General features: G+C 57.5%; 28 protein-coding genes. 12 read left to right on the plus strand and 16 right to left on the minus strand.

All coding sequences use genetic code 11. The features are described from left to right. Nucleotides 1-49: 49 nt before the first annotated feature. From IEQ42_RS22600 to IEQ42_RS22615, 4 genes are all read right to left on the minus strand, one after another. Complete coding sequence (locus IEQ42_RS22600; RefSeq protein WP_210705317.1) at nt 50-1,138, minus strand: NAD(P)/FAD-dependent oxidoreductase; 1,089 nt, start codon at nt 1,136-1,138, stop codon at nt 50-52. Nucleotides 1,139-1,348: 210 nt separating this feature from the next. Further along, nucleotides 1,349-2,455, minus strand: coding sequence for a DNA alkylation repair protein (locus IEQ42_RS22605; RefSeq protein ID WP_210705318.1), 1,107 nt, complete (start codon nt 2,453-2,455; stop codon nt 1,349-1,351). Between the two features lie 2 nt (nt 2,456-2,457). Further along, nucleotides 2,458-3,063, minus strand: a complete 606-nt coding sequence (locus IEQ42_RS22610; RefSeq protein ID WP_210705319.1) for a glutathione S-transferase — start codon at nt 3,061-3,063, stop codon at nt 2,458-2,460. A gap of 62 nt (nt 3,064-3,125) precedes the next feature. After that, nucleotides 3,126-4,034 carry a MurR/RpiR family transcriptional regulator gene (locus IEQ42_RS22615; RefSeq protein WP_210705321.1) on the minus strand — a complete coding sequence of 303 codons (909 nt, stop codon included), beginning with the start codon at nt 4,032-4,034 and terminating at the stop codon, nt 3,126-3,128. A 411-nt stretch (nt 4,035-4,445) separates the two neighbouring features. Here IEQ42_RS22615 and IEQ42_RS22620 point away from each other — a divergent pair, with 411 nt between their 5' ends. The 3 genes from IEQ42_RS22620 to IEQ42_RS22630 all read left to right on the plus strand — a co-directional run bounded on the left by IEQ42_RS22620 (nt 4,446) and on the right by IEQ42_RS22630 (nt 6,996). Further along, nucleotides 4,446-4,850 (plus strand): TraR/DksA family transcriptional regulator, encoded by a 405-nt coding sequence (locus IEQ42_RS22620; protein ID WP_047301757.1) that lies wholly within the window; start codon nt 4,446-4,448, stop codon nt 4,848-4,850. Between the two features lie 605 nt (nt 4,851-5,455). After that, nucleotides 5,456-6,679, plus strand: a complete 1,224-nt coding sequence (locus IEQ42_RS22625) for a methyl-accepting chemotaxis protein (protein WP_414704714.1) — start codon at nt 5,456-5,458, stop codon at nt 6,677-6,679. Between the two features lie 113 nt (nt 6,680-6,792). Next, on the plus strand, nt 6,793-6,996 hold the full coding sequence (locus IEQ42_RS22630) for a hypothetical protein (RefSeq protein WP_210705325.1): 204 nt from the start codon (nt 6,793-6,795) through the stop codon (nt 6,994-6,996). 5 nt (nt 6,997-7,001) lie between these two features. On the opposite strand, the gene IEQ42_RS22635 is transcribed toward IEQ42_RS22630, so the two are convergent. Together IEQ42_RS22635 and IEQ42_RS22640 are read right to left on the minus strand one after the other, a co-directional pair. Further along, the gene (locus tag IEQ42_RS22635) at nt 7,002-7,241 is read right to left on the minus strand and encodes a DUF2789 family protein (protein WP_210705326.1); all 240 of its coding nucleotides are present in this window, start codon (nt 7,239-7,241) and stop codon (nt 7,002-7,004) included. 49 nt (nt 7,242-7,290) lie between these two features. Then, nucleotides 7,291-7,566: an RNA-binding protein gene (locus tag IEQ42_RS22640; protein WP_210705327.1), complete on the minus strand. Its 276-nt coding sequence runs from the start codon at nt 7,564-7,566 to the stop codon at nt 7,291-7,293. 400 nt (nt 7,567-7,966) lie between these two features. Here IEQ42_RS22640 and IEQ42_RS22645 point away from each other — a divergent pair, with 400 nt between their 5' ends. From IEQ42_RS22645 to IEQ42_RS22655, 3 genes are all read left to right on the plus strand, one after another. Beyond that, nucleotides 7,967-8,437: a hypothetical protein gene (locus tag IEQ42_RS22645; RefSeq protein ID WP_150592188.1), complete on the plus strand. Its 471-nt coding sequence runs from the start codon at nt 7,967-7,969 to the stop codon at nt 8,435-8,437. A gap of 8 nt (nt 8,438-8,445) precedes the next feature. Beyond that, on the plus strand, nt 8,446-8,643 hold the full coding sequence (locus tag IEQ42_RS22650; RefSeq protein ID WP_210705328.1) for a hypothetical protein: 198 nt from the start codon (nt 8,446-8,448) through the stop codon (nt 8,641-8,643). Between the two features lie 127 nt (nt 8,644-8,770). Further along, complete coding sequence (locus IEQ42_RS22655) at nt 8,771-9,787, plus strand: ABC transporter substrate-binding protein (RefSeq protein ID WP_150592186.1); 1,017 nt, start codon at nt 8,771-8,773, stop codon at nt 9,785-9,787. A gap of 116 nt (nt 9,788-9,903) precedes the next feature. On the opposite strand, the gene IEQ42_RS22660 is transcribed toward IEQ42_RS22655, so the two are convergent. Next, a complete protein-coding gene (locus tag IEQ42_RS22660) occupies nt 9,904-12,036 on the minus strand; it encodes a TonB-dependent receptor (RefSeq protein ID WP_210705329.1) in 2,133 nt (710 codons plus the stop codon). Between the two features lie 92 nt (nt 12,037-12,128). Continuing rightward, on the minus strand, nt 12,129-12,518 hold the full coding sequence (locus IEQ42_RS22665; protein ID WP_210705330.1) for a DUF2946 domain-containing protein: 390 nt from the start codon (nt 12,516-12,518) through the stop codon (nt 12,129-12,131). A 93-nt stretch (nt 12,519-12,611) separates the two neighbouring features. On the opposite strand from IEQ42_RS22665, the gene IEQ42_RS22670 reads away from it, so the two are divergent. Beyond that, a complete protein-coding gene (locus tag IEQ42_RS22670; RefSeq protein WP_210705331.1) occupies nt 12,612-13,052 on the plus strand; it encodes a DUF3995 domain-containing protein in 441 nt (146 codons plus the stop codon). Nucleotides 13,053-13,210: 158 nt separating this feature from the next. Here the strand turns inward: IEQ42_RS22670 and IEQ42_RS22675 are convergent, their stop codons facing one another. From IEQ42_RS22675 to IEQ42_RS22705, 7 genes are all read right to left on the minus strand, one after another. After that, entirely contained in the window at nt 13,211-13,573 is a 363-nt protein-coding gene (locus IEQ42_RS22675; RefSeq protein WP_150592182.1) for a Na+/H+ antiporter subunit G, read from the minus strand. After that, on the minus strand, nt 13,570-13,848 hold the full coding sequence (locus tag IEQ42_RS22680; RefSeq protein ID WP_042559573.1) for a K+/H+ antiporter subunit F: 279 nt from the start codon (nt 13,846-13,848) through the stop codon (nt 13,570-13,572). Before IEQ42_RS22680 ends, IEQ42_RS22675 begins: the two co-directional genes overlap by 4 nt. Further along, entirely contained in the window at nt 13,845-14,333 is a 489-nt protein-coding gene (locus IEQ42_RS22685; RefSeq protein ID WP_210705333.1) for a Na+/H+ antiporter subunit E, read from the minus strand. The genes IEQ42_RS22680 and IEQ42_RS22685 overlap by 4 nt, the downstream gene beginning before the upstream one ends. Further along, nucleotides 14,330-16,009: a monovalent cation/H+ antiporter subunit D gene (locus tag IEQ42_RS22690; protein ID WP_047301749.1), complete on the minus strand. Its 1,680-nt coding sequence runs from the start codon at nt 16,007-16,009 to the stop codon at nt 14,330-14,332. Before IEQ42_RS22690 ends, IEQ42_RS22685 begins: the two co-directional genes overlap by 4 nt. After that, nucleotides 16,006-16,350, minus strand: coding sequence for a Na+/H+ antiporter subunit C (locus IEQ42_RS22695; RefSeq protein WP_210705334.1), 345 nt, complete (start codon nt 16,348-16,350; stop codon nt 16,006-16,008). Before IEQ42_RS22695 ends, IEQ42_RS22690 begins: the two co-directional genes overlap by 4 nt. Further along, entirely contained in the window at nt 16,350-19,268 is a 2,919-nt protein-coding gene (locus IEQ42_RS22700; RefSeq protein WP_210705336.1) for a monovalent cation/H+ antiporter subunit A, read from the minus strand. The genes IEQ42_RS22695 and IEQ42_RS22700 overlap by 1 nt, the downstream gene beginning before the upstream one ends. A 218-nt stretch (nt 19,269-19,486) precedes the next feature. After that, entirely contained in the window at nt 19,487-20,425 is a 939-nt protein-coding gene (locus IEQ42_RS22705; protein ID WP_210705338.1) for a DMT family transporter, read from the minus strand. Nucleotides 20,426-20,510: 85 nt separating this feature from the next. Here IEQ42_RS22705 and IEQ42_RS22710 point away from each other — a divergent pair, with 85 nt between their 5' ends. After that, on the plus strand, nt 20,511-21,074 hold the full coding sequence (locus tag IEQ42_RS22710; protein WP_210705340.1) for a helix-turn-helix domain-containing protein: 564 nt from the start codon (nt 20,511-20,513) through the stop codon (nt 21,072-21,074). Then, nucleotides 21,075-22,469, plus strand: coding sequence for an FAD/NAD(P)-binding protein (locus IEQ42_RS22715; RefSeq protein WP_210705342.1), 1,395 nt, complete (start codon nt 21,075-21,077; stop codon nt 22,467-22,469). 130 nt (nt 22,470-22,599) lie between these two features. Here IEQ42_RS22715 and IEQ42_RS22720 read toward each other — a convergent pair whose 3' ends face one another. Continuing rightward, complete coding sequence (locus IEQ42_RS22720) at nt 22,600-23,535, minus strand: polyprenyl synthetase family protein (RefSeq protein WP_210705343.1); 936 nt, start codon at nt 23,533-23,535, stop codon at nt 22,600-22,602. Nucleotides 23,536-23,825: 290 nt separating this feature from the next. Between IEQ42_RS22720 and idi the strand changes: the two genes are divergently transcribed. The 3 genes from idi to IEQ42_RS22730 all read left to right on the plus strand — a co-directional run bounded on the left by idi (nt 23,826) and on the right by IEQ42_RS22730 (nt 25,516). Further along, on the plus strand, nt 23,826-24,437 hold the full coding sequence (idi, locus tag IEQ42_RS22725; protein ID WP_210705344.1) for an isopentenyl-diphosphate Delta-isomerase: 612 nt from the start codon (nt 23,826-23,828) through the stop codon (nt 24,435-24,437). Nucleotides 24,438-24,548: 111 nt separating this feature from the next. Continuing rightward, on the plus strand, nt 24,549-25,022 hold the full coding sequence (locus tag IEQ42_RS27385) for an isoprenoid biosynthesis enzyme family protein (protein ID WP_228732020.1): 474 nt from the start codon (nt 24,549-24,551) through the stop codon (nt 25,020-25,022). Further along, nucleotides 24,938-25,516 carry a terpene synthase family protein gene (locus tag IEQ42_RS22730; RefSeq protein ID WP_228732021.1) on the plus strand — a complete coding sequence of 193 codons (579 nt, stop codon included), beginning with the start codon at nt 24,938-24,940 and terminating at the stop codon, nt 25,514-25,516. The genes IEQ42_RS27385 and IEQ42_RS22730 overlap by 85 nt, the downstream gene beginning before the upstream one ends. Nucleotides 25,517-26,119: the final 603 nt, after the last annotated feature.

Raw genomic sequence — 26,119 nt, forward strand, 5'->3', positions numbered from 1 at the left:
GATACCTGAGCAAATTATCTAAAAAGTCCGCTTTTGGCCGATTGCTGCCTCACAAGAGGATTCCCTCCGCTTGCAAAAATCGATCGGGCCGGCATGGGCAAAGGGCACTGGACATCTTGTCATCGATGATCTCCTCGCTGGCCAGACGTCCCACTGCCGCCGCCAAAGTAATTCCAGGATGCATTGCGCAAACGTAGACGCCACCCACTTTGGGTAGATAACCGATGATGGGGATGCCATCGGCAGGCATGGGTCTGAGTCCGACACAAGCCCGTTCCGTATCTATGGAAACAACACCATGGAGTTCGTTCTGGATCGTCTTGGCAGTTCGAAGCGCTATTGCTGCCGGCTGATTTTCCACGGCGTCGTCCAGGTAATCCTCTGCTGCCAGCAACGTACCATCCGAACTTTGCCTCACTTCCATTTCAGGGCTGGAGATGAGGGTATGCACGAGGTTGGGTTGTGACTTGTAACGGATGAAAATGGCAGGAGATGCCGCTATTGGCAGGGACACTCCAAGCATGTCTGCCAGCTTCGTGATTGCTGTCCCGGCTGCCAGTACGACAATATCGGCATCGAGGATGCCTATTGTTGTTTCGACTCCAGTCACCGTTGCACTCTGGGTTACAAAACCGAGCACTCGCGTCTGAGTGAGAATCTTCGCCCCATATGCCTGGGCACCTGCGATCAACGCATGCGTAGCTGCCACTGCGTCCAGCGCTCCTTCTTCAGCCGCATACAGAGCAGACTGGGGAGGGTTCTTGAGATTTGGTTCCAAGTCGAGAATCTGCGATCGAGACATCAGGTTTGCCGAAGCTTGGTGACCTGAGGTTGGCAGCGCTTCAATCGCCATCACGCTGTAAGACAAGGCGCCTGTCCATCTTATCTCCAGACCTGGCAGCTGCGTTTCGAGTCGGCGGTACTCCTTGATGGCCGAACAGCGCAGTTGCGCGATTGGGTCGGGTTCAAGGTGTGAGGCATTGAGCCAAGCGAATGAGCTGCCAGTCACTCCCGAAGCTATATCTTCAGCTTCTACCAAAGTGACATTCGCGCCTTTATCTGCCAAGTGATACACCAATGACGCGCCAACGATGCCTGCACCAATGACAACGACTCGTTTGCCCTGACCATTTCCCATATCAACCTCCTTTTTGTTGATGTACCGATGGTACGACAGCTGGATGATTTCATAACATGAGAACCTGATCGTTCAGGACGCTTTCTGAGTGTCTGCTACTGGCCGATAGCAGTCCTTCGTGAATAGCTGCCCAATATGGGCTAAAACTGGCCCACCCTCGATTTCGCACCTATTCAACCTTCCCCAAACCCACTAAATCTCTTTGTGGCGTCATCCCCCAATGATGTTAAACGCGGTACCTGCCAACACTTCCCCATTAACCATCACTCTCACCCCATGCCCCCCAACAAAATGCTTCCGCGTCGTAAAATCCTTAATCACCTGCCTCCGTCCCACCACCACACTCCCAAACCCCGGCAACACCACCGTCTTCAACTTGAAAACCTTCCCCGAAACCCCGCCATTCGCCTTCACATAGTCAATCGCATAATCAATCACCAACCTCTGCTCGTCAGCCACCGTCGACTTCACCACAAACGACAACGTAATCGCTTCCCCCAGTCTCACCACCGCCGGTTCAACCTTCACCTCCAGCAACTCAACCTCAGGCTTCCCCCCAGCGCCAATCACCGTCAACGCACGCAAATCCCCCTGTTTGATCAAGCTGCGCAACGCATGCTTCGCAATCCACGCCGTGTGTTTGTTTTCCAGTGACCAGCCTTCGATCGTGTCGAGCACCCATTCCGGATGCACTTTCGTCACGTCATTCAAGTGATTCGCCACGGACTTGCGCACGTACAGGCTCTCATCCGCCTTCAACCTATCCAGTATCCCGGCGGCCAATTGCGGATCCGCCTGCACCGCTTCCAGGCGAAACGACCACGGCAGGCGAGGGCGGCTGCCTTCGCTGGCGAGTCGGCGGACGTGGTGGTTCTCGTCTTGGGTCCAGTCGTGCATCCGTTCCAGGGAGCGTTCCAGGTCGCTGCGCAGGAAGTGGCGGATGGCGAATTCGGAGGAGCCGAAAGTGGTGAAGTACTTCAGGGCTTCCATGGAGGTATCGAAGGCGTGCGCGCCGTAGATGGCGACGTAGTGCGGCAGGCACATGCTGACGAATCCACTGTTAAGTCGTGGTGCGAGTTCGCGCAGCACATCGAGGGAATCTTCGTAGTCCAGCGGCAGCACAGCGTGCAGGCTTTCGCTGACGCGGGCCATGCGTTGCATGACGGACAGGTCGGCGAGTCCGTCATTGGCGTGTTTCAAAAAAGCCTTGGCGTTGAACGCCGGGTACACGGCGCTCATTTCTGTGGCGATGTGTTGCAAACGCTCAGTGTTAAAGATCTCTTTCAGTGCCGGTGCAGCGGTTTCAGGTGCGCTCATGATCAGGACATCGGCGTGCTGACGAACGCTTCAAGCGTTTCAGCGTAGGCAGTGTATTGGGCGATACGCGGGTAGCGCGCGACATCAATCTGGTCGGGGACAACGAGGTCGGTGAAGCTCCAGGCGACGGCGAGACTGATGCCGGCCTGGGTGAGGGTGCCGTCGGTGGGCAGGCCGGTTTTTTCGAGTTCGTGTTCGAGGGCTGTGAAGGCGGCGGCGAGTTGGCCTTCGACGCGTTCGATCCACGGTTGGTACTGGATGTCGGCCGGGCGCAGGTTGCGTTCGTAGTAGAGCTGCACGGCTTTTTCGCAGGCGGCGAGGCTGAGGCCGATCAGGCGCAGGGCTTGGGCGCGCTGGTTCAAGTCTTTCGGCAGCAGGCTTTTGCCGGAGGCGGTTTCGAGGTAGTCGAGGATGAGGGTCGAGTCCATGAGGACGACGCCGTCGTCGAGGATCAGGGTGGGCGCCTTGACCACCGGGTTGATCTGCTGGAATTGCTCGAAGTGGCGGAACACCGAGACTGACTCGTGTTCGAGGTCGATCCCTAAGCGTTTGGCGGAGATCGCCACGCGGCGCACGTAAGGGGAGTCCAGCATGCCGATCAGTTTCATGACGCGTTCCTTCAAGCCAAACCGGTGGGGTAGGCATAACCTAGCCGAGGTTGAAGGAATTGTCAGTCGTCGAATCCGGCTTGTTCGTGGATCTCATCGACATTCAATTCCAGTCGATAGGCCACGGCCACAAACAATGCCTGGCACAAACACAATGTCGCACTCAACGAACGAAAAGCCAGCGCACTTCCTTCATTGACCAACAACACGCTGTTGGCGCGTTTGGCCAGTGGCGAGAGGAGGCTGTCGGTGAGGATCAGGGTGCTTGCCTGTTGTTCGCGGGCGTGGCGCAGGCAGTGTCGGGTTTCCTTGGCGTAGGGGGTGAAGCTGATGGCGATGACCAGGTCGCCTTCGCGGATGCTGCGCATTTGTTCGCGATAGCTGCCGCCGAGGCCGGAGACGAGGTGGATGCGTTTCTGAGTGTGTTGCAAGTTGTAAACGAGATAGTCGGCGACGGCGAAGGAGCGGCGCACGCCGACGACATAGATGTTGTCGGCGTTGACGATCAGGTCGACGGCTTTTTCAAAAGCGGTGTCGTCGAGTTCGCGGCCCAGACGTTCGATGCCGCAAAGCGTGGCGTCGATGCACTCGCGGGCGAGGTCGCCGTCGCTGGCTTTCTGCGACTGGTTGGCGATCATGTGGCGGATGCGTTGCTGGTAGTTCTGCACTGGCGAGGCTTTGTGGGTGTAGGCGGTGCGAAACAAGGCCTGCATTTCGCTGAAGCCGCTGAAGCCGAAACGCTGGGAGAAGCGCACGATGGCGGACGGATGGACTTCGCATTCGCGGGCGATGTCGCTGATGCGGTCGACCATGATCCGGTCACTCTGCTGGCTCATGTAGCTGGCAATGCGTTTAAGCTGGCGCGGCAGGGTTTCGTATTCTTCGGTGATCAGTTGCAGCAGACGCTCGGCAGTGATCGGGGGGCTGGCGAGGGTAGGCTCGTCGGTGGCCGGCAGATCGGGGCGGGGCATAAGTCATCCTTCTGGCTGATCGATAACGCTGTGGCGAGGTGTGGCTGATGTTAGTGGTGGTTTACCGGGTCTGCTTGGCTGAAACGATGCACTTGCAGGCGAAAAAATCGCGATCAAATGGCGCTTGGTTAGCCGTTTGTCTTCTATATACAGCCGCTCGACTGAATTTCTTGCTATAAACGCACTCCGATAACCGCAATGAAGCCTGTGTCAGAGCCATTTCCGGGCCTTGTCGGACAAATTCCCAGTATTTAGAGTTGCTGATGCCTGAAACGGGCCTTAGACTGCCGCCCCTCGTAAATTGAGTGCCGGGTGGCATTTGCAATAAACGATGCCTTTTCGTCGACCGGACACGGTTCGCCGGAACGCTCCCTATTTCGCCTTAATGCACGTTTTTTTATAGAGATATCAATGACAAAGGACAAGTTGCTGGCCATGCCGGCAGATGACTACATGAATGCTGAGCAACACGCTTTCTTCGCAGAGCTGTTGCAGAACATGAAAGTCGAAACCCACGAGCGCATTGAGCAAAACCGTATCGCCATCGAGAGCCTGGATACCCCGGCTGATCCGGCGGACGCGGCTTCGGTTGAAGAAGAGCGCACCTGGCTGGTCAACGCGATCGATCGCGACCAGCGCATGCTGCCGCAACTGGAACAAGCCCTTGAGCGCATCAAGGAAGACAGTTTTGGCTGGTGCGACGACAGCGGCGAGGCCATTGGCCTGAAGCGCCTGCTGATCAGCCCGACCACCAAGTACTGCATCGAAGCTCAAGAGCGTCACGAGCAGATCGATAAGCACCAGCGTCAGGCCTGATTCTGTGCGGTGACCCATGAATGTGGGTCACCCTGAAAAGATCGCAGCCTTCGGCAGCTCCTACATGGGGTTGCAGAGGCTGCGATCTTTGTTTTTGCTCGTCTGCGATTCCCCGATTGTTTCATTGACCTGACTCAGACCCCGCGACTAACGGACCATAGATAATGGCGTTGTAGTGGCGTTTAATGCAGTCACAATAATGAGAACAAGCGTGGGGTGTTGATATGACGAGAGATGGATCTCTGGTTGGGGCTTTGCCTGCACCAGTGCTTTTGCCGAAAAACCGCTGGATCGCACCGACCCTGCAAAGCATCGCCCTGATGCTGTTGTTGGCCGGCATGACGCTGGGTGAATGGTCGCTTTACATTGGCATGCCCTTGGCGGTGCTGATTGTCTGGCTGCCGCGCCTGCGCACCCGAGCCGTCCCCGATGCACCGCCTGCCGACACCGGCAGCGCCATGTCCGAACTGACCCGCGACCTTTCCTACACCACCAGCCATAACGCCCTGTCGGCGGCCGGCGTGGCGTTTTCGGTCAAGGAGCTGGCGAGCAAGCTCGAATCGCAACTCGATGCCGCGGCACGGATTGTCAGCAACGCCGAGGTGATGATCGCCACCGAGCACGCGACTTCGCAGCTCAGCCGCGATGCACTGGCAGCCGCCAGCGAGGCACATCACAGCAGTGCGGCGGGGCGCACCGAATTGATCGATTCGATTTCGCGCATGCGTCAGCTCAGTCAGCGCGCCAATGCCAGTCGTGAATTGATCGAAGCCTTGAGCCTGCGCAGCGATGACATTCAACGTGTGACGTTGGTGATCCAGTCGATTGCCAGCCAGACCAATCTTTTGGCGTTGAACGCGGCGATTGAAGCTGCGCGGGCTGGCGAGCATGGCCGCGGGTTTGCGGTGGTGGCGGATGAGGTGCGTGGGTTGGCGGCGCGGACGGCGTCGGCGACTGGCGAAGTGGGCGAGATGGTCGCCGACATTCAGCAGCGCACCGCGCAGGTGGTGGAGCAGATCCGCGAGCTGTCCAGTGACTTGCACACTGGCGTCGAACAGGTCGAGCACACTGGCCAGCACCTGGAGAACATTGCTCGGCTGGCGGCCGGGGTGGAAAGTCAGGTCGGCGAAATCGCCCGTGGTGCCGAGACCAATCGTGAGCAACTCGACAGTCTGTTCAAGGCCATCGAGCAGATGCGCAGCGATCTGGCGATCAGCGATCAACAGACCCGGCGCCTCGCCGATGCGGCGGTGCAGATGGAGGGGCAGGCAGAAACCATCAGCGAACGTCTCGCCGAAGTCGGTCTGGATGACTATCACCAGCGCATCTATGATCTGGCGCGCGAAGGGGCGAGTCAGATTGCGGCGCGTTTCGAAGCGGACGTCGAGCAAGGGCGGATCAGTCTCGAAGATCTGTTCGACCGCCAGTATCAGGCGATCGCGAATACTCAACCTACCAAGTATCAAACCCGATTCGACCGCTATACCGATCAGGTTCTGCCGGCGATTCAGGAACCGTTGTTGCCGCGTCACGAGGGTCTGGTGTTCGCCATTGCCTGCACGCAGCAGGGGTATGTGCCGACGCACAATCAGGTGTTCAGCCAGGCACTGACTGGCGATGCGCAGGTCGATGCGGTCAACAACCGGACTAAGCGCAAGTTCGCCGACCGCACCGGGATTCGCTGTGGCAGCCATCAGCAACCGGTGTTGTTGCAGACCTACACCCGTGACACCGGCGAGTTGATGCACGACCTGTCGGTGCCGATCACGATAAAGGGCCGACACTGGGGTGGTTTGCGTTTGGGTTATAAACCGGAAAGTCCGCGCTGATCGATTGTTACGCTGGATGCAACGAATCTGTGCACGAGGGTTGCTGTTTCCGCTGTGGCGAAATCATTAACATGCCCGCTTAGTTAGGTAGCTAATGAATTTCGGAGGTCCACATGCAGTGCAGGGTTGATGTTGCCGTGATGATCGGCAGTGGTGTGCCCGCCGGTTTGCGCGCGATGGGGCAAAGCGTTTGCTGGGTCGTTTTGCTCAACGGTGAACGACGTGGCAGCGCGTTTGCCAGTCGCGATGAGGCCGAGGAGTGCAGGGCTGCGTGGCTCGCGCAGTTGAAGGCGGAGGTTGGCGACAGCCTGCACTGATCAGGTCACTTGCCGTCGTGATGCAAGCGCAAGTTGAGCTCATCGACCACGACTGCCTCTTCGCCGTCGCCGCGTAGCCATTCTTTCAGCAACTGTGCCTGCGATTCGGTCCAGAATTCGGCGTCAATCAGTTTGGTGTCAGCGTCCAGTTGATGCTCGTCGATGAACTCGTCGATTGCATCGCCTTCTGAAGGCAGTCCCAGTTGATCGAACAGGGTTTTCAGATCATAGGTTGGCAAATCCATCACGTACTCCTTTTGATTCGCGCCGATATGGCGCAGTCAATTGCTCTCTCTATCTGAGGCAGCCACTGGCCAGGAGTTCGATTTGTAATTCGAGTGAGCGGGCGAGCGCGCAAGCTTCGTTATGATCCTCGCGGAAACCTCTTACACGGCCGGTCGACTTTTCTTTAATGTGAAAGAAAGCGTTACCTGCAGGTACCACCTGAAAGCGTGGCGTCTGGTCGTTCGTTGCGGATTCCGGCAGATCTTCCATACCGGTGATACGCAGGATCACAGGCGATTTGAGTCGGGCCTCAGCGGGCATGGCGAAATGAGTCAGAGTGCACATATGAAGTCCTTTTCATCAGTTGGCCGATATTTACAGGCCGTTGTGGGTAGTCTTGATGAGCATCGCTGCTCTAGAATCGCCAGTACCTGTTGACGACAGCGCTTATCTAAAGCAATTTTTCGCAAGCGATATGTCGGAAAAGAGCTTTTCTTCGTGAGAATTTTCCCTAAAGTTCGTAGTCAACTTTCTCTCATGGCGAGTGAGGATTTTTCCTTCAGGCTTTGGCGACGTTGGAGTGAGTTTCGCGAGTGACAATCCAGTAGTCTTACGAACCTCGCGTTGAACGAGCGCTCTGCTCAGTTCAGGTTTTTATTTGAGTCAATTGGCAGTGCCATCGGCCTGGCCGTTTTTTGCCGTGCGCGTTTCCCGTGTGCGGTTTTTCAGATGTGGGGATGTTTCTTTGGCAGTCAGTAATCTCGATATGCATGCTTTGTTCGTGCTGGGTGATTTGCGTGCAAAGCTGGTCAAGCAGTTCCAATCGCGTTTTGTTTACATCACCGAGCAAAGCGCTGAAGGTATTTATGTTGCCGAGCTCGACACGCAAAGTGCGTTGGTAGTCGATGACAAACCGGGGCTGAAGCTCAAGGTCGGCGACCACTTCAGTGCATCGGTCTTGCCCAGCCGTGAAGGTGGCAAGATGGATATTCGTTTTCGTGAAATAAAACTCACGGTTTATGGGCTTGGCGATTACGCCTTCGTTGATAGCGCCGATGGCCATGCGATCCTGTTCAAGGAAGGTCACAGCGTGGTGACCGTATTCGCCGCCAATGAGCAATTGCAGGAAGGCCTGACCAAGACCCTGAAAGCCGTCACTGGCAAAGCCGCGAAGTGGCGCAAGGGCGAACTGGTGACCTTCAAGGCCAGCGAGTGATCGGCGGTTTGAGTCGCGCCGATTTTCATTCGCAGAACATCGACAAGGCGCGTGACGAGGCCAAGCGATTGTTTGCCATGAAGGCCGAGTTGCAAGGCGCGTGGCTGGGATGGGTGGCCTCGCAGATCTATGAGTTGCGTCCAGCGGAATACGCCAGCATGGTCAGACGCGAGCTGCAAAGCTTGCAGGAAAAGTCTGAAAGCTAACCTCGTCTGGGGCAAGGTCCTAAAAAAGCAGGAACCTCGTCTACAGTCAGTTGACTGAGTATTCAGAGGCTTGCGGTCTTCTGTCAGGCCATCCTGTCATTGCTGTGAACAGCACGAGGTGTAATGCATGAACGGATTTCGACGGTTATTGGCCGCCAGCGTGGCGACATTCGGCTTGCTGGCGTCAGCGCAATCGACGATGGCAGCACAGGCGCCGATCCATTTCGCCGACCTGAATTGGGAAAGCGGCAGCCTGATCACCGATGTCTTGCGGATCATCGTCGAGAAGGGCTACGGGTTGCCAACCGACACCTTGCCCGGCACCACCATTACTCTGGAAACCGCGCTGGCCAACAATGACATTCAGGTCATTGGCGAGGAGTGGGCCGGGCGCAGCCCGGTGTGGGTCAAGGCCGAGGCTGAAGGCAAGGTGGTGAGCCTGGGCGATACGGTCAAGGGCGCCACCGAAGGCTGGTGGGTGCCGGAATACGTGATCAAGGGGGACCCGGCCAAGGGCATCAAGCCGCTGGCGCCGGACTTGCGCAGTGTCAGTGATCTGAAAAAATACAAGGACGTGTTCAAGGACCCGGAAAACCCGAGCAAGGGGCGCTTCCTCAACAGCCCGATTGGCTGGACTTCAGAAGTGGTCAACAAGCAGAAACTCACGGCTTACGGGTTGCAGGACGACTTCACCAATTTCCGCAGTGGCTCGGGTGCGGCGCTCGACGCCGAGATCAGTTCTTCTATTCGTCGCGGTAAACCGGTGCTGTTTTATTACTGGTCGCCGACGCCGTTGCTGGGCAAGTTCAAACTGGTGCAGCTGGAAGAGCCGCCGTTTGATGCCGAGGCATGGAAAACGCTGACTGACGCCGATAATCCCAACCCGAAACCAACCCGCTCGCTGGCGTCAAAACTGTCGATTGGCGTGTCTACGCCATTCCAGAAGCAGTATCCGCAGATTGCCGAGTTCTTCAGCAAAGTCGATTTCCCGATTGCTGAGCTGAACAAGGCGTTGGCCGACATGAGCGAGAAGCACACCGCACCGCGTCAGGCCGCTGAAGCGTTCATGAAGGCGCATCCGGATGTGTGGCAGGCGTGGTTGCCGAAGGATGTGGCGGATAAGGTGTCGGCTGATCTGAAATAGAGGGTTGATGCCACAGGCCTCATCGCGGGCAAGCCCGCTCCCACAGGTTTTTCTGTCGAATACAAAATGTGTGTACGACACCGGTCACTGTGGGAGCGGGCTTGCCCGCGATGCTTTTAGAACCTGGTCTGCACCGCCAACTCAAAGGTGCGTGGTGTACCCAGGTAATACGCCGGCGATACATGCGCAAACTCGGCATACACCTCATTCGTCAAGTTACGCACCCGACCGGTGAGGGTGGTGTGCGAATCGACTTTGTAGCTGAGGAAGCTGCCGAATAACGTGTACGACGGCACGGTCAGGGTGTTGGCGCTGTCGGCAAATACCGATGCCACGTATCGCGCATCGACCCCACCTTGCCATTGCGGCGAAAAATCATAAGTCAGCCAGAGATTGCCAACCCGGTCCGGAACATTGGTGGGCGTGTTGCCCTTGCGCGAAACCACGGCGCCCGCCGCGTTTTTTTCGGTGAAATCATCGTACTGCGCGTCAACCCAGGCGAAATTGCCCTCGGCCAGCAGTCTGTCGGTAATGCGCAAGGAGCTGGCAATCTCGATTCCTTTTGACGTCTGCTTGCCCACCGCAATGCTGCGGGTCGGGTCCAGTGGATCGGTGACGGCGAAGTCTTTTCGCTCAATGGTGTAAGCCGCCACGGTCGCCGAGCCTCGTCCGTTCAGGTAGTCGAACTTGCTGCCGATTTCCCATTGTTTGCCGGTCGATACGTCGAAGTCCTGTGTGCCATTGGGTTGCTCGGCCGCGGTGCTGTATTGCACGTAGACGTTGGCCGAAGGGATGAACTGGTAAGTCAGGCCCGCGCGCCCCGTGACAGGCTCCCAACTGCGCTTGAGGTGCCTTGGATTGGCGGCGGTCACGGCGCGGTGGTTGGTCACGTCGAGATCAATGTCGTCATAACGCAGGCCGGTGAGCAGCGACAGTTTGTCGGTCAACGCCAGACGGTTTTCCACGAACAGCGCTTTGGTGGTGACCTCGTTGGTCTTGTCACTGATCAGTGCGGGGTTGGTGCCGGGAATGTCGTAGAAATACCCAGGACGATAGTGGTTCGGGTTTACCGCGCTCGCGTCTTTTATGTTGAGCGGCGAGTTGGAGGTTTGGTTGACCTTGTATTCGAAACCGCCGGACCACGTCGTATCAAGTCCCAACAAAGTGTTGTCGTGGCGCAGTTCGAACTGGTTGCCGTTCTGTTCGCCTTGGTGCCGCACCTGGTACGCCGTCGAACGATTCACTGCCGAGTTGTCGGCGTTGTATTGGTAGGTCTCGAGATTGCGGTAATCGCGTTGGCTGTCGAGGTGGTACAGCGTGTTGCGCAGGGTGGTGCTGTCGTTGATCCGGTAGTCGATGATCGACCGTACCCAGATTGTCCGCTGTTCGTAGCGGCCGTCCTCGACGTTGTAGTTGTTGAAGCGATTGTGTTTATCAATCTTCAACTCGCCGGCCTTGGGGTTAAGTACGGGCGTGCCCCAGTACGGGCTGTCTTCGTGTTCGTCCTGATACTCCAGGGCCAGGGTATGCGACAGGTTTGGTGTGAAATCGCTGAGTATCGAAAACGCCACGCTCCAGGCATCGCGCTCCTGTCGATCGATGTAGCCATTGCTGGTGTTGTGGCTGACGTCTAGCCGCGCGTAGTGCTGCACCTCGCTGCCTGGATCGGTCAGCGCATGGTTGAGGCCGAACGCGGTTTCGGTGGTGTCGTAGGTGCCGTAACTGACCCTGCCTTCAACGGCCTGTTCATCGCGGGTCGCCAGTTTGGTCACGTAGTTCAACGAACCACCGACCGAACCTGCGCCATTGATCAGTGACGACGGACCGCCCACCAACTCCACTCTGTCATAGATCCACGCATCGACAGGACGGGCGAGGCCTCCGGAAACGTTGATGCCGTTGAACATCTGCGTGATCTGGCTGCTGGTGAAGCCGCGATAGGAGATGAATCCGCCGAAGCCTGGCGGTGCGCTGGCATTGACGCCGGGCAGGGTGTTGGCGGCGTCCTGGAAGTTCTGTGCGCCGTGGCGCTCGATGTCGTTGCGATTGGCGATGGCCACCGAGGCGGGTGTGTCGCGGACGCTCAAGCCGAGTCGCGAAGCCATGCCGCTGGACTGGTCGAGGCTCAGGCCCGGTTCGTTGCCGGATTCGCCATCAATGTTGATCGGCGTCAGTTCCATGGTGGATTGCGCCCAGACGCTAACGGACAGGCAGCCGCACAGGCTCGCCAGCAAAGTGAGTTGTTTCATCATTGAATCCTGAATGCATGTCTAGGAGTCAGCGCACAGGCAAACGCCGCGCGTTGGCGCAGTGGGCCGACAAATCAAAAAGGCAGTAACACTCAGGCGAGCGGTGGGGCGCGTGGGTTGGCCGAGGGCCAGGTGAGGCGGGCGGGGAGGTCGGCACTGGCGATGGGCGCCAGCGGCGGGCTGTGTTGTTCTGGGAGGATCGCCAGGGTCAGGCTGGAGTTGAACGCCGGCCCCATGCCGCCGCCGACAGAACACAGCGGACAGCCGAAGGCTTTGGACAGCGTCGGCAGTTGTTCTTCGCTGGGATTGGAGGCCAGCGGCGCTTGAGTCGCCGGGTCGACTGTACAGAACTGGCCGCCGATGCCGTTGAGCTGCATGCCGACCATTTGCCCGTGACCGATGCTGCAAGCGAACACGTTGAACAGGACGCAGCAATAGAGCGTCCAGGCCAGCAGTGATCGATCGGAACGGGAGAATTTCATGGGCCGGCACTTTACCGTACCGCTGATCGGTCGTGCACTTGAAAAAAATGCGACTAGGATGATTTGTTCAAATCCCTTTCAAGGATTTCAACCATGACCTTTGTGTTGGCTCAATGGCTGGTGACAGTGTTTGCGGTGATCAGCCTGGTGCATGTGTATTGGGCGCTGGGTGGGCAATGGGCGGCGGTGGCGGCAGTTCCGCAGGTTCCGGTGGAAGGTTTGGTGGCGACGCTACGACCGGCGTTCAAGCCATCGGGATGGCTCACGTTGTTGGTGGCGGCTGTGTTATTGGCGATTGCTGCGCTGGTGTGTTTGCGGGTCGGGTGGGGCGTGGCGCCGGTACATCACAAGGCGTTGCAGTGGGTGATCAGTGTCATTGCGCTGCTGATGTTTGCCCGGGCGATTGGTGATTCGCATCTGGTGGGGTTTTTCAAGGAGGTGAAGGACTCACGTTTTGCGCGGCTGGATACGTGGGTTTATTCGCCGTTGTGTGCGGTGTTGGGGGCGGGGTTGCTGGCGGTGGCTTGGGTTTGAGGCTGAGCAGGTTTATGTGATGACCGGGCCAGTCTCTTCGCGGGCAGGCCCGCTCCCACAGTGGCCTGAGTCGTACACAAATTTTGTCCCTGACACAGAATCCTGTGGGAGCGGGCCTGCCCGCGAAGAGGCCAGTCCCGGCACCACAAGGTCTGAATTCAGCTACCGCTTTCAGTGGAGCGACTACTGACTTCAGCCGGTACATCATCCCCGGCCATGCGTTTGCGGAACAACGCCGCCCGCGCCAGTAGCAACGTGGTTACCGGTACCGTGATTGCCAATAAAATCGGGATCAGCCAGGCATGCAGCACCGGCCCGGACTTCAGCGCGGAAAAGCAAATGATTGAGGCCAGTGCCACGCACCACGCTCCCAGCGTCGACGCCAGTGCCGGCGGGTGCATGCGCTGGAAGTAGTCCTTCATCCGCAGCAATCCTATTGCGCCGATCAAGGCAAACACACCGCTGAGCACCAGTAGGATCGCCACAGGAATCTCAACCCAAAGAGACAGTTCCGCGTTCATTCGATGACCTCGCCACGCAGCAGGAATTTCGCCAGGGCAAACGAACCGACGAAGCCGAACAGGGCGATCAGCAGCGCCGCCTCAAAGTAAGTGTCACTGGAATAGCGAATGCCCAGAGTCAGCATCATCAGCATCGCAACGATGTACAGATAGTCCAGCGCCAGTACCCGATCCTGCGCCGATGGCCCTTTGAACAGACGCAACAGCGTCAGCAGCATGGCCAGACAGAATAGAAACAGCGTCAGCAGAATCGCATTCGACAGTAATGGGCTCATTCGAAAATCTCCATCAGCGGCCGCTCGTAAGTGCTCTTGAAGTGCTCGATGAATTGCGCCTCGTCATCCAGATCCCATACGTGTACCAGCAGAATGCTGCGATCCAGCGCCAGTTCTGACCACACCGTACCGGGCACTACCGTGCAGATCATCGACAATGTCGCCAGGCCATGGGCGTCTCGCAGCTCCAGCGGCACTTTGATGAAACTGGAGCGCGGCGGGCGACGACCTGCATTCAGTACGCCCCAAGCCACGATCAAGTTGGACATCACCACATCACGACCAACCAGAAGGAGCAGCCGCACGATTGCCCATGGACGGCGGATACGCACTTGCTTGGGACGCAATTTGCGCATCATCAACGGCGCAGCGAAACCAAGTATTGCGCCGAGCAACAGGTTACCGGGGCTGATTGACAGGTTCAGCGTCAGCCACAAGATACACAGCGCCAATGAAAGCAACGGTGCCGGAAATACACGCTTCATGGCTGCACCTCCAACAGGGCGGCCTTGCTTTCCGGGCTCGGTACGGCTCGAGTGCCGAGCACGGCATTGACGTATTGCTGGGGATTATTCAATGCGTCAGCAGTGGCCTGGGTGTAACGCATCAGCGGCTCGGCCTTGAAGGTCAGGACGATGCTCAGCCCCAACAGCAGGAAAATCGGCGCGCATTCGAGTTTGCGCAGCAGCGGTGACGGGCGCTCTTCTGGCGTCCAGAAGCGCTGAATACCGAGACGCGAGAACGCCATCAACGCTGCCAAGCCAGACAGGATCAACAGCGCCAGCAGCGCCCATGCCGCGTTGGAAATCGGCGCGGCGGTGCCCAATCCCAGCGGATTGAGTAACGCGCTGATCAGGTTGAGTTTGCCGATGAAACCGGACAGCGGCGGCATGCCGATGATCAGCAGGGCGCAGGCGATAAAGCTCAAGCCAAGAAACGCCATGGTCCACGGGATGACCTGACCGACCACGGCTTTCTGCTCGTCGTCGAGGTTGATGCCTTTGGGCGGTTGCAGGGATTCCTGTGGTCGCGGCAGCAGTTCGCTTTCGTCTTCCAGTGGGATTTCGTTGGCCGAGCGCGAACGCTCAATCAACTCGGCCAGCAGGAACAGCGCACTCAACGCCAGCGTCGAACTGACCAGATAGAACAACGCCGCACCAATCAGGTTCGGCTGCGCGAAGCCGACGGCCGACAGCAGGATCCCCGCCGACACCAGAATGCTCAGGCTGGCCATGCGCTCAAGGCGTTGCGCGGCAAGAATTGCCAGCGCCGCGCAGGCCATGGTCACCATGCCGCCGTAGATCAGCCAGTCGCCACCGAAGAACGCCGAGGCTCCGGCCTGGGCGGAGAACAGCAGCGTCCACAGGCGCAGCAGGGTGTAGACGCCGACCTTGGTCATGATCGCGAACATCGCCGCTACCGGTGCGCTGGCCGAAGAGTAAGCCGGCACCAGCCAGAAGTTCAGCGGCCACATGCCGGCCTTGGCCAGAAACGCTACAGCGAGAATGCCTGCGCCGGCGTGCAGCAAGCCTTGGTCGGCTTCCGGAACCAGCGGAATTTTCACCGCCAGATCGGCCATGTTCAGAGTGCCGGTGACGCCGTAGATCAACGCCGCGCCGATCAGAAACAGCGACGAGGCGAGCAGGTTGATCGAAATGTAATGCAGCCCGGACGAAACCCGTGCCCGGCCCGAGCCATGGAGCAAGAGGCCATAAGAGGCGGCCAGCAGCACTTCAAAGAACACGAACAGGTTGAACAGGTCAGCGGTCAGGAACGCGCCATACAAACCCATCAACTGGATCTGGAACAACGCGTGGAAGCTCGATCCCGCGCCGTCCCAACGTGCCATCGCAAACAGCAGGGCGCTGACGCCAATAACCCCGGTGAGCACCAGCATCAGCGCCGAGAGGCGATCAACCACCAGCACGATGCCGAACGGCGCCTGCCAGTTGCCCGGCAGGTAAACGCCGATCGAGCCGGGCACGCCGGTGGTTTGCGTCCATTGCAGCAGCATCACTGAGATGAACAGGCCGAGAAGGCTGGAGAACAGGTTGATTTTCGCCTTCAGCGGACGGTGCCGCTCGCCGAGCATCAACATGATCGCGGCAGTCAGCAGCGGCAGCAGAATCGGTGCGGCGATCAGGTGAGTCATCGCCATCATTCTTTAGGCTCCCGGCCGTCGACGTGGTCGGTGCCGGTCAGGCCGCGCGAGGCGAGCAGAACGACGAGGAACAATGCGGTCATGGCGAAGCTGATGACGATTGCGGTCAATACCAGCGCCTGCGGCAGCGGATCGGTGTAGTGCAGCAAGTCCTGGGTCACGCCGTCCTTGATCACCGGCTCCTTGCCGATGAACAGGCTGCCCATGCTGAAGATGAACAGGTTGACCGCGTAGGACAGCAGGCACAGGCCCATGACCACCTGGAATGTACGTGGGCGCAGGATCAGCCAGACGCCGGAGGCGGCGAGAATGCCAACGGCGATTGCGATGACTTCTTCCATCAGACGGCTCCTTTGCTGGCGACGGCCTTGGGCAGGGACGCGTTCTTGTGACCACGCACCGATTGGTGGGCGAGAGCGGTGAGGATCAATAGCGTCGAGCCAACCACCACGCCGTACACGCCGATGTCAAAGAACAGCGCGCTGGCGATATGGATGTCACCCAGCAGCGGCAAGGTGAAATGCCAGGTGTGGGTGGTGAGGAACGGATATCCAGCCACCATGGCACCAAGCCCGGTGGCGGTGGCGAAGAGCAGCCCCGTGCCCATCCAGCGCAGTGGCCGCAGGCTCATTTGTGCCTCGACCCACTGCGTACCAGCGACCATGTATTGCAGGATGAACGCCACCGACATCACCAGCCCGGCGACAAATCCGCCGCCCGGCTGATTGTGTCCGCGCATGAACAGGTAGAACGACACCACCAGCGCAATCGGCAATAGCAGACGCACCAGCACCGCCGGCACCATCATGAAACCGAGCGCGGTGTCGCTGGCCGAACGCGGGTTGACCAGGTCGGTGACCACGTCCGGTGCCAGCAAGCGCTGCTGGGCCGGCAGTTGCAGGCTTTCTTTCGGAGGACGGAAGCGGCGCAGCAGGGCGAACACCGTCAATGCAACAGCGACCAGCACGGTAATTTCACCCAGGGTGTCGAAACCTCGGAAGTCCACCAGCATCACGTTGACCACATTGCTGCCGCCGCCCTCAGGCAGGGCGCGACTGAGGTAGAACGAAGAAATGTCATTCGGCGTCTGCCGCGTGAGCATTGCGTAGGACAGCAGCGCCATGCCGGCGCCGACCGCAATCGACAGCATCAAGTCGCGCAGACGGCGAATACGTGCCTTGCGCAGCGTGCTCGGCAGTGGCGAAACCTCTTCGATCCGCCGTGGCAACCAGCGCAGCCCCAGCAGGATCAGCACGGTGGTCACCACTTCGACGGCCAATTGCGTCAGCGCCAGATCCGGAGCGGAGAACCAGACGAAGGTCACACAGGTCATCAAGCCGCAGACGCTGACCATGGTCAGGGCGGCGAGACGGTGATACTTGGCCTGCCACGCGGCGCCGAGGGCGCAAGCAATCGCCAGCAGCCACAGGGTCACGAAAACGATCGAGCCCGGAATCTTCGGCCGGTCACCCCAGCTCAGGCTGCTGTGCAGCATCGGAATCAGTCCCGCGAGCACAGCCGCCAAGACCATGAGGAACAATTGCATTTGCAGGCGTCGGGTGCCGAGTCGGCGTTCAACGCGACGGGCCATGCGCATCATCACTACCAGACTGCGCTCGAACAGACGCTTGCCGTTGAAGCGTCCCACCAGTGGCGGGTATTTGAAGCGGCCGTGTCTGAACTGATTACGCAGTAACAGGTAAAGCGCGATGCCACCGGACATGGCGATCAGGCTCATGATCATCGGTGCGTTCAGGCCGTGCCAGATCGCCAGGCTGTACTCCGGCAAGGTGCCACCCACTACGGGCTGCGCGGCGGCGGCGAGCAGCGGACCTACCACTTGTGCCGGGAAGATCCCCACGATCAGGCAGGTAAACACCAGCAACTCGACCGGTGCACGCATCCAGCGCGGCGGCTCGTGCGGGGTGTGGGGCAGGTCGGTGGCTGTTGGGCCGAAGAACACATCGACGGTGAAACGCAGGGAATAGGCGACGCTGAATGTACCGGCAATGGTTGCGACAATCGGCAGCGCGGCTTCGACCCACGCCGTGGCATTGATGAACACGGTTTCGGCGAAAAACATCTCTTTCGACAGAAAGCCGTTGAGAAGTGGCACGCCGGCCATCGATGCGCTGGCAACCATCGCCAGCGTTGCGGTAAACGGAATCAGCCTGATCAGACCGCTGAGCTTGCGGATGTCGCGGGTGCCGCTCTCGTGGTCGATGATGCCCGCGGCCATGAACAGCGAGGCCTTGAACGTGGCGTGGTTGAGGATATGGAATACCGCTGCAACGGCGGCCAGCGGACTGTTCAGGCCCAGCAGCAACGTGATCAGGCCCAGGTGGCTGATGGTTGAGTAGGCGAGCAAGCCTTTGAGGTCGTTCTGGAACATTGCGCAATACGCGCCGAGCAACAGCGTACACGCGCCAGCGCCGCTGACGATGTAGAACCATTCTTCACTGCCGGACAGCGATGGCCACAGGCGTGCGAGCAGGAAAACCCCGGCCTTGACCATGGTCGCCGAGTGCAGGTACGCCGAGACCGGCGTGGGCGCCGCCATAGCGTGGGGCAGCCAGAAGTGGAAGGGAAACTGGGCGCTTTTGCTTAAGGCGCCGATGAGAATGAGGGGTAACAGGATTGGGTAGAGGGCATGTGCGCGAATCAGATCGCCGGCGGCCAGGACCTTGTCAAGGTCATAGCTGCCGACGACATGGCCGAGGATCATGACCCCCGCCAGCAGGCACAGTCCGCCGGCCCCTGTGACCATCAGCGCCATGTAGGCGCCGCGACGGGCATCGGAGCGGTGGTGCCAGTAACCGATCAGCAGGAAAGAGAAGAGGCTGGTCAGCTCCCAGAAAAACACGATCTGGATGAGGTTGCCGGAGATCACCAGGCCAAGCATGGCGCCCATGAACGCCAGGAAAAATGCGAAGAATCGCGGCACCGGGTCGTCCGGTGACATGTAGTAGCGGGCATATAAAGAGACCAGTGAGCCGATCCCGAGTACCAGTATCGAGAACAGCCAGGCGAAACCGTCCATTCGCAGAACGAAGTTCAGCCCGAGACTGGGTAACCACATGAATTCTTCGCGAATGACACCACCATTGGCGATCTGCGGGTACAACAAAGCCACCTGGACGACGCCGATCAGAGCGACCAGACCTGCCAACAGGGATTCGGTGTTACGCGCATTGTGTGGCAGCACCGCTGCCAGACAGCTGCCAATGAATGGCAGAAGCAGTAGAACTATCAGGGACATAGGCTTCTAATCTGCGGAAGTTTGTGAAGCATCATACGTGCCAGCTCCCCGATCACCAAACGCCAGGATGTCTCAGAATCCTACAAAGTAGTCTGGATATTTGTGTTTGGCGTTGTTTCATGGGCGAAAAAAGATCGCCGCCTGCGGCAGCTCCTACAGGAAAACGCATTCCAATGTAGGGGCTGTCGAAGGCTGCGATCTTTTGATCCTCAAGATCCTCAGCGCTCAGTCTCGCGGTCAAAATCCTCCAGCACTTCCTCCGAATGCTTACCCTTGGTCTTCAACTCACTGACGATCACCGCCGCCACAATCAACCCGGCGCCCAACAGGGCAATCGCCGGCAGCCGCTCACCAGCAAGCCGTCCGACAATCCCGGCCCAAACCGGCTCGCCGGCATAGATCAACGTCGCTCGCGTCGGCGAAACACTCTTCTGCGCCCAGTTCATGGCTACCTGAATAGCTGCACTCGCCGCGCCGAGGCCCAAAGCCGTTGCGAGCAGCAGCCAGGAAAAGTCCGGAAGCGCTTCGCCAGTCGGCACCACCATCAAGAATGACAACACCGAGGTCGTTGCCAGTTGCACCACGGTCACCCGGCGCACATCCACCTGGCCGGCGTAGGTGCTGATCAAAATGATTTCAGCTGCAATGGCTACGGCGCTGATCAGTGTGGCGATTTCACCGGGGCTGAAATTCAGCGAGGCTCCGGACGGCCCCGACAACAGCATCAATCCGGTAAACGCCAGCATGATGCCAATGCTCGGCATCAAACCCGGTCGCCGCCCCAGCACCAGCCATTGCAGCAACGGCACGAACGGGACGTACAACGCAGTGATGAACGCCGACTGACTGCTTGGAATTGTCTGCAACCCGACCGTCTGCAGGCCGTAACCGAGCATGATTGCTACGCCAATGAAGGCGCCGGCCTTGAGTTCGAACAAGGTCAGCTCACGCAGGTGCCGCCACGAAAAAAGCGCCACGATGGCCGCTGCGGCGGCAAAGCGCAGGCCGACGAAGAACATCGGTCCGCTGACGGTCATCGCATGCTGCACCAGCAAAAAGGTGCAGCCCCAGATCATGGTGATCACCACCAGCACGCACTCGGCGTTGCTGAAGCGGGAGAAACGAGGGGAGGTGTCGGAGCGATTCACTGACGTCATGACCTTGCGCGCGGGAGAAGGAGCGACGCACAATGCGCCAAATGTTGCGCAGTATACTGCCCAACCCCACCGAGTGAGCAATATAGTGCACAAAGATTCCAGCCAACGCGCCTCCGTCCTGCAACACGTCAGCCAGAACGTCCGGCGCTTGCGGCACGCTGCCGACATGAGCCAGACCGCGTTGGCGGAAAAATCCGGAGTGAGTCGGCGCATGCTGGTGGCGATCGAGGCAGGCGAAAAGAACGTCAGCCTGACCACGCTTGATCGAGTCGCCGAAGCGCTTGAAGTGGCCTTCAGCGATTTGATTCAGGCGCCCGAAGCGCGAGATCCGAGCCGGATCAACGAGGTTGCCTGGGCAGGCAAGATCCCAGGCAGCAGAGCCGTGCTGCTGTCCAAAGCCACCGCAACCCGCGAAGTCGAACAATGGGAATGGTGCCTGCAACCGGGCGAAGTCTATCCGTCACAACCGGATGCTGATGGCTGGAGCGAGCAGATTTATGTGTTTGAGGGCTGTCTGACGCTGATGCTGGGCGATCAGCCGCAGCACATCGCCAAGGGAGAGTTTTTTATGTTCGCCAGCAATCAACCGCATTCCTACCGCAACGATGGCGACGTCGCGGCGCGGTTCGTGCGTAACGTGGTGATTTGAATGAGTCAGAGCGCAGACATCCTGATTATCGGCGGTGGCCTCAGCGGCACGATGCTGGCCGTGCAATTATTGCGACTGCCCGGCCAGCGCCAGATCTTCATTATTGAACCGCGCGCCGAACTCGGTCGAGGCGAAGCCTATAGCGCGGTTGAATTGGGTCATACGCTAAATGGCAACGCCGCGCGGATGAGCGTCGATCCGGATAACCCGGATGATCTGACGCAATGGCTGGCCGAGCATATTGCCGCCGGTGGCTGGCCGGAGTCGGCTGAGCAAGATGTGCCTGTCACTGAGTTGTTCCCGCCGCGTGGGTTGTTCGGCGTTTATGTGCAACAACGGTTAGCCGAAGCCCTGCGTGTCGGTGCGCAACGAGGCTCGACCGTCGAGCATATCCGCGCAGAAGCCGTCGACCTGCAAACCGATGCCGATTCAGTGCAGCTCACCCTTAGCGATGGCCAGCACTTGAGGGGCGCATACGCCGTGCTCGCTACCGGTATGTTCCCCGCCGCGCGAACCCCGCAAAAGCAATCCAGTGGACTCAACGCCGCCGCGCTTGATCCTTGGAATGTCGAGGCCATGCGCCAACTCGATCCGCAGTCGACCGTGCTGATCATCGGCTCCGGCCTGACCATGGTGGATGCGGTGGTTTCGCTGGAGCAGGCCGGGCATCGTGGGCCTATCGAAGTGTTTTCCCGTCATGGCTTGCTGCCCCATGTTCGTCGACAACCGCCGGGCTGGGTAGATTTTCTTGCTGAAGACCATGGCATTCGTTCCCCCCGACAGTTACTGCGCGAGTTGCGACGGCATTGCCGCGACGCCATCGCACAAGGCATCGATTGGCAAGCGCCGCTGGACACGGTGCGTGCACACATCGGCCGACTTTGGAGCCAGGCGACTGACGTGCAGCGTCGACAATTCGTACGTCATGTGCGGCCTTGGTGGGAGAGTCATCATCACCGTTCGCCGCCGTTGAGTGCCCAATTGGTCGAGCGGTTGCAGGGCGAAGGGCGGTTGCGGATTCAGGCAGCTTCGTTCATAGGGCTTGAGCCTTGCGCGGAGGGTGGTGTGAGTATTCGCATCCGTCCGCGGTGTGAAGCGCAAACCTGCGTGGTACATGGCGCAGCGCTGATCAACTCCAGCGGCATCGAGTATGACTGGCGTCGAGTGGCGCGACCGTTGCCACAGCAATTGCTGGCGCGGGGATTGGTGCTGCCGGGTCCATTGGCGTTAGGGATTGCTGCTGCAACTGACGGCGCCGTTGTGAACGATCAAGGGCAAGCTTCGAATCGCTTGTTCGCAATGGGGCCGCCATTGCGCGGGATGTGGTGGGAGAGTACGGCGGTGACGGATGTGGCGCTGCAGGCGAAGGCGTTGGCGGAGCGGTTGGCGTTGTAATGGTTGTACCATTGGAGTTGTTTATCGCTCGCTGATAAGTTTGCTGTCTTGCCATTTTGTGCAGGGGGCAATTTGGCATTTACGCGTATAAGTATGATGCCGACGTATTGCCCGGAGCGTTTTGCACCACTCATCGGAGTTGCCACTCGTAGAAGTTGTCCTGCGGATTTTGTTGGAAGTGTATGTTCTGCAGGAATTCACGAAGGCTGATGAAACTCTCATCGTCAAGATGACGTTGTGCTCGACTGAAGTACTGTTGAACGTGAGTGTAACTGTTTTCCATTGTTGTCAGTGCTTGGGAAAATACACCAGATTTTCCCCACTCATTAATGATTTTTCGCTTCTGTAATTCGCTCCGTTGTTTTTTTTCGAGCGGCTGTCCCGCAAGAATCATCAGAAAAGATTTTGGGCCGCCTTCAAGGTCGGGGGCAAAACCCTTCTTTTTAAAATGGGGGGTGTGATTGATGTCGCAGTAGTCGTTCACCAGCCGATAATAGATTGCAAGCTCCAACAGCATTCCTTTCAACTCCAGGTAGCAGGAGTCGGATACGGGTTTTAGCCGTTGACAGGCTTCAAGAATGAACAGGAAAAAACAGCCGGTATTGATTTGAGCCACAAATCGATATTCGTCCATCGTAGGAAGGGTTGTTCCTTCGCTGATCTGCGTGTCCAGATGCTGGCCGATGTGTAACGCTTCCAGACTTTGCAGGCCGATTTGCAACAGTTCTACGCAGTGTAATTCTCCGAGTTTTTGCAGGCCCTCGATGTAGCCGTACATGCCGGAAATTAACGCCGTAGCGACTCCGAACTTTACCCAGACCGAAGGTGCGCCTCGGCGAAGCTGATCTTGGTCGACGATGTCATCATGTACCAGAGATGCGGTGTTGAAACGCTCGACACAGTGGCAGATCACTTGGGTGTGAGCGGCCTCTATTTGATAAAGCTCAGCCAGCGCGTGAGTCAACGTGGTTCTTACCTTCATGCCGGCGTGTCGTTCCTGGTAGTCGAAGGGAGCAATCCATTGCTCTTTGGCAGAGGCATATTGATGCGACTGAGATGAGTACATGGCGACTATTCCCGATGTTATACGCATAACGTGCGAACATAGTAAGTTGAGTTAGCAAGTTTTTAACATAGCGTCATTTTTCCATTGTGTTGAGGTTTTAATAGAATGGTTGGTTATAAATTTTCCCCAATTGCGTTCTATGACAGGTATCAGGTACTAGAGTGCATGGGCGGTAGTTAAAATTTTTCATTGTTCGCTCGCGATGTCTACAATTCCTCTGGTAGGGAATGGGTTCTGCTCGATTTCTAAAGCTTATCTACCATGGTGCGCAGATTTAAGAGGGCTCTAAGATGGATATGATCACTCTTGTTGATGAACAGGACACTCCCGTTGGTTGTGCGGAGAAAATGGAAGTTCATCGCCGCGGTCTACTGCATCGTGCCTTCTCGATTTTCATTTTTAATAGAGAAGGTCATCTGCTTTTACAGCGTCGAGCATTATGCAAATATCATCCGCAAGGACTGTGGACTAACGCTTGTTGCGGGCACCCGCGCCCGGGTGAAAGTACCGCAGTAGCGGCAAAGCGCAGGCTGTATGAAGAGATGGGGCTGGTGTGCCAAGCCCTCGTTGAAGTCCACGCTTTTCTCTATCGAACTCTCGTCTCCAATGAATTGACAGAGTTTGAGTACGATCATGTTTTGGTAGGGGGCAGTTCTGTCGATCCGATGGCAAATCCAGACGAGGTTCTGGATTGGGAGTGGGTGACACTTACTGATCTTGAGCGGGATATTAGTGACCACCCTGAAAAATATACGGTTTGGTTCCAGAAAATTTTTCAACAGCAGGGAATCGCGAAACTCAATGAATGGGGAAATCTTGTATTCGCTCCTGTTATATCCCAGGAAGGAAGCCAGCCTGCTTGCTCAATCCAATCGACGAAGCATCTAAACCGGCTGGATTGAAACCAGGATACGACTGGCTATGGAACTGTAGATACCTACGTACAAAACGCGCCGTGTATGGCGGATGCTGCAACTTACAAAAGCAATCAAGCGACCTGCTGGAGGTCCCCTATGAGATATTCACTCCCGCCTTCATTGCAGGGGCTTGAGATTGAACTCAACCCCTTCGCTGAGGATGCTGAGAAACATACTCGTCAGTGGCTCAAAGGCCTCGGGCTTGAGGCTAGCCAGCAGGCAACACATCAACTTGATATTTATCTCCCGGGAAAATATGCCGGTTATATGTGGCCTGGCGCGGCTCGCGATGACTTGTACATTCTTTCTGATTTAACAGGATGGTTCAGTTGTCAGGATGATTTGGCCGACGAAGATCTGAGCAGGGCACCTGATGCACTGGAGACCGCGTTGCGACAGGTGCAAAAGGCGACACTTGAGCGCGGCCCGTCGTGTAGCGGACTTGCCGGTGGATTGAGAATATCATTGATCGTGCGACAGTCTCTATGTCCGAACAATGGAAGCATCGGACGCTGGAGCAGTACAGCAATTATCTCCATCCGTGTTTATGCGCTGCCGTACATCGGTTGAGCGGCACCCAGCCGCCAGTTAAAGACTATGAAAGTGTTTGGCGCATGGCTGGCGGTTTCCAAGTGTGTTTTGAGTTCACGTATTTCACGACTCGTGTAAGCCTTCCTTCTAGAATTTATTACTCTACGGTCTGGCAGGAGTTGCGCAGGGTTACTTTGAATTTATTGAAGGCCGTGAACGACTTGCTTTCATTCAGTATCATGGAAGATCCCGATGAGGATGTTTACAATCTTCTGACGCACCTTCGTCACCATCATGCTTTGAACCCTGACCAAGCGGCAGATGAAGTCAGTAATCGGATCGAGCAATGGGTCGCACAGTTTTCTCGGATTCAGGCTCGATTGCCTGAGGAACTTGATCGTTTATGTTGCGATGGCGTTTTGCGTGAGCAGGCCTTGCGTTGTGCCGAAGCGTACAGAGCTCAATGGCTTGGAAACATCGGTTGGCATCTGGCAGCACCTCGATATCGCGAGGTGCGCTTTAAGAAAAATTGAATGAGTTCCTGAAAGTAGTGAAAAACCTGAAGTGAAAATCTTCAGGTTTTCATATCCCTCTCGTCTTGACAGCGATCAAAGCAAGACTTCCATTGACATGCGGTGCTCTAAACGCCGGATATCAATGGAAGCTCCCGACACACCTCTAACCTAGTGAGTAATTTCGTACTTCGTAAAAGGTGCGTCCTGTAGATTTCCGCCCAAAACCAACACATAGGTAAACTCAGCGCCCTGCGGGCCTATATGGTTCAGCAAGTCTTCGCGAGACACCTTTATCTCGATAGTCTCCGAATGAGGAGTGGTACCGGTAAATCTATCACCGATCCGCGCGCCATCTAAAACAACCTGAACGTAAAATGAAACGTCATGATGCTCCTCCAACGGACCCGGCGGAATCCGTGCAGTAGCACCCTCAGGGACATCGGTCAGTTTTATGATGCCGTCTACAGCTTCTTTGATTACAAGTTGTTCAAGAGCCTTAGGGAAACTCTGAAAAAGGCTTCCAGATTTGGTGAAATACCCGCCTCACAGGAATCGAACGGTTGAGTCCCGATGAAACAGATGTCCTTCGCCGATGCTGAGTACGCCGGCAAACGTAAGCAG

The organism is Pseudomonas iridis, assembly GCF_017980685.1.
In the GTDB taxonomy this organism is placed as follows: domain Bacteria; phylum Pseudomonadota; class Gammaproteobacteria; order Pseudomonadales; family Pseudomonadaceae; genus Aquipseudomonas; species Aquipseudomonas iridis.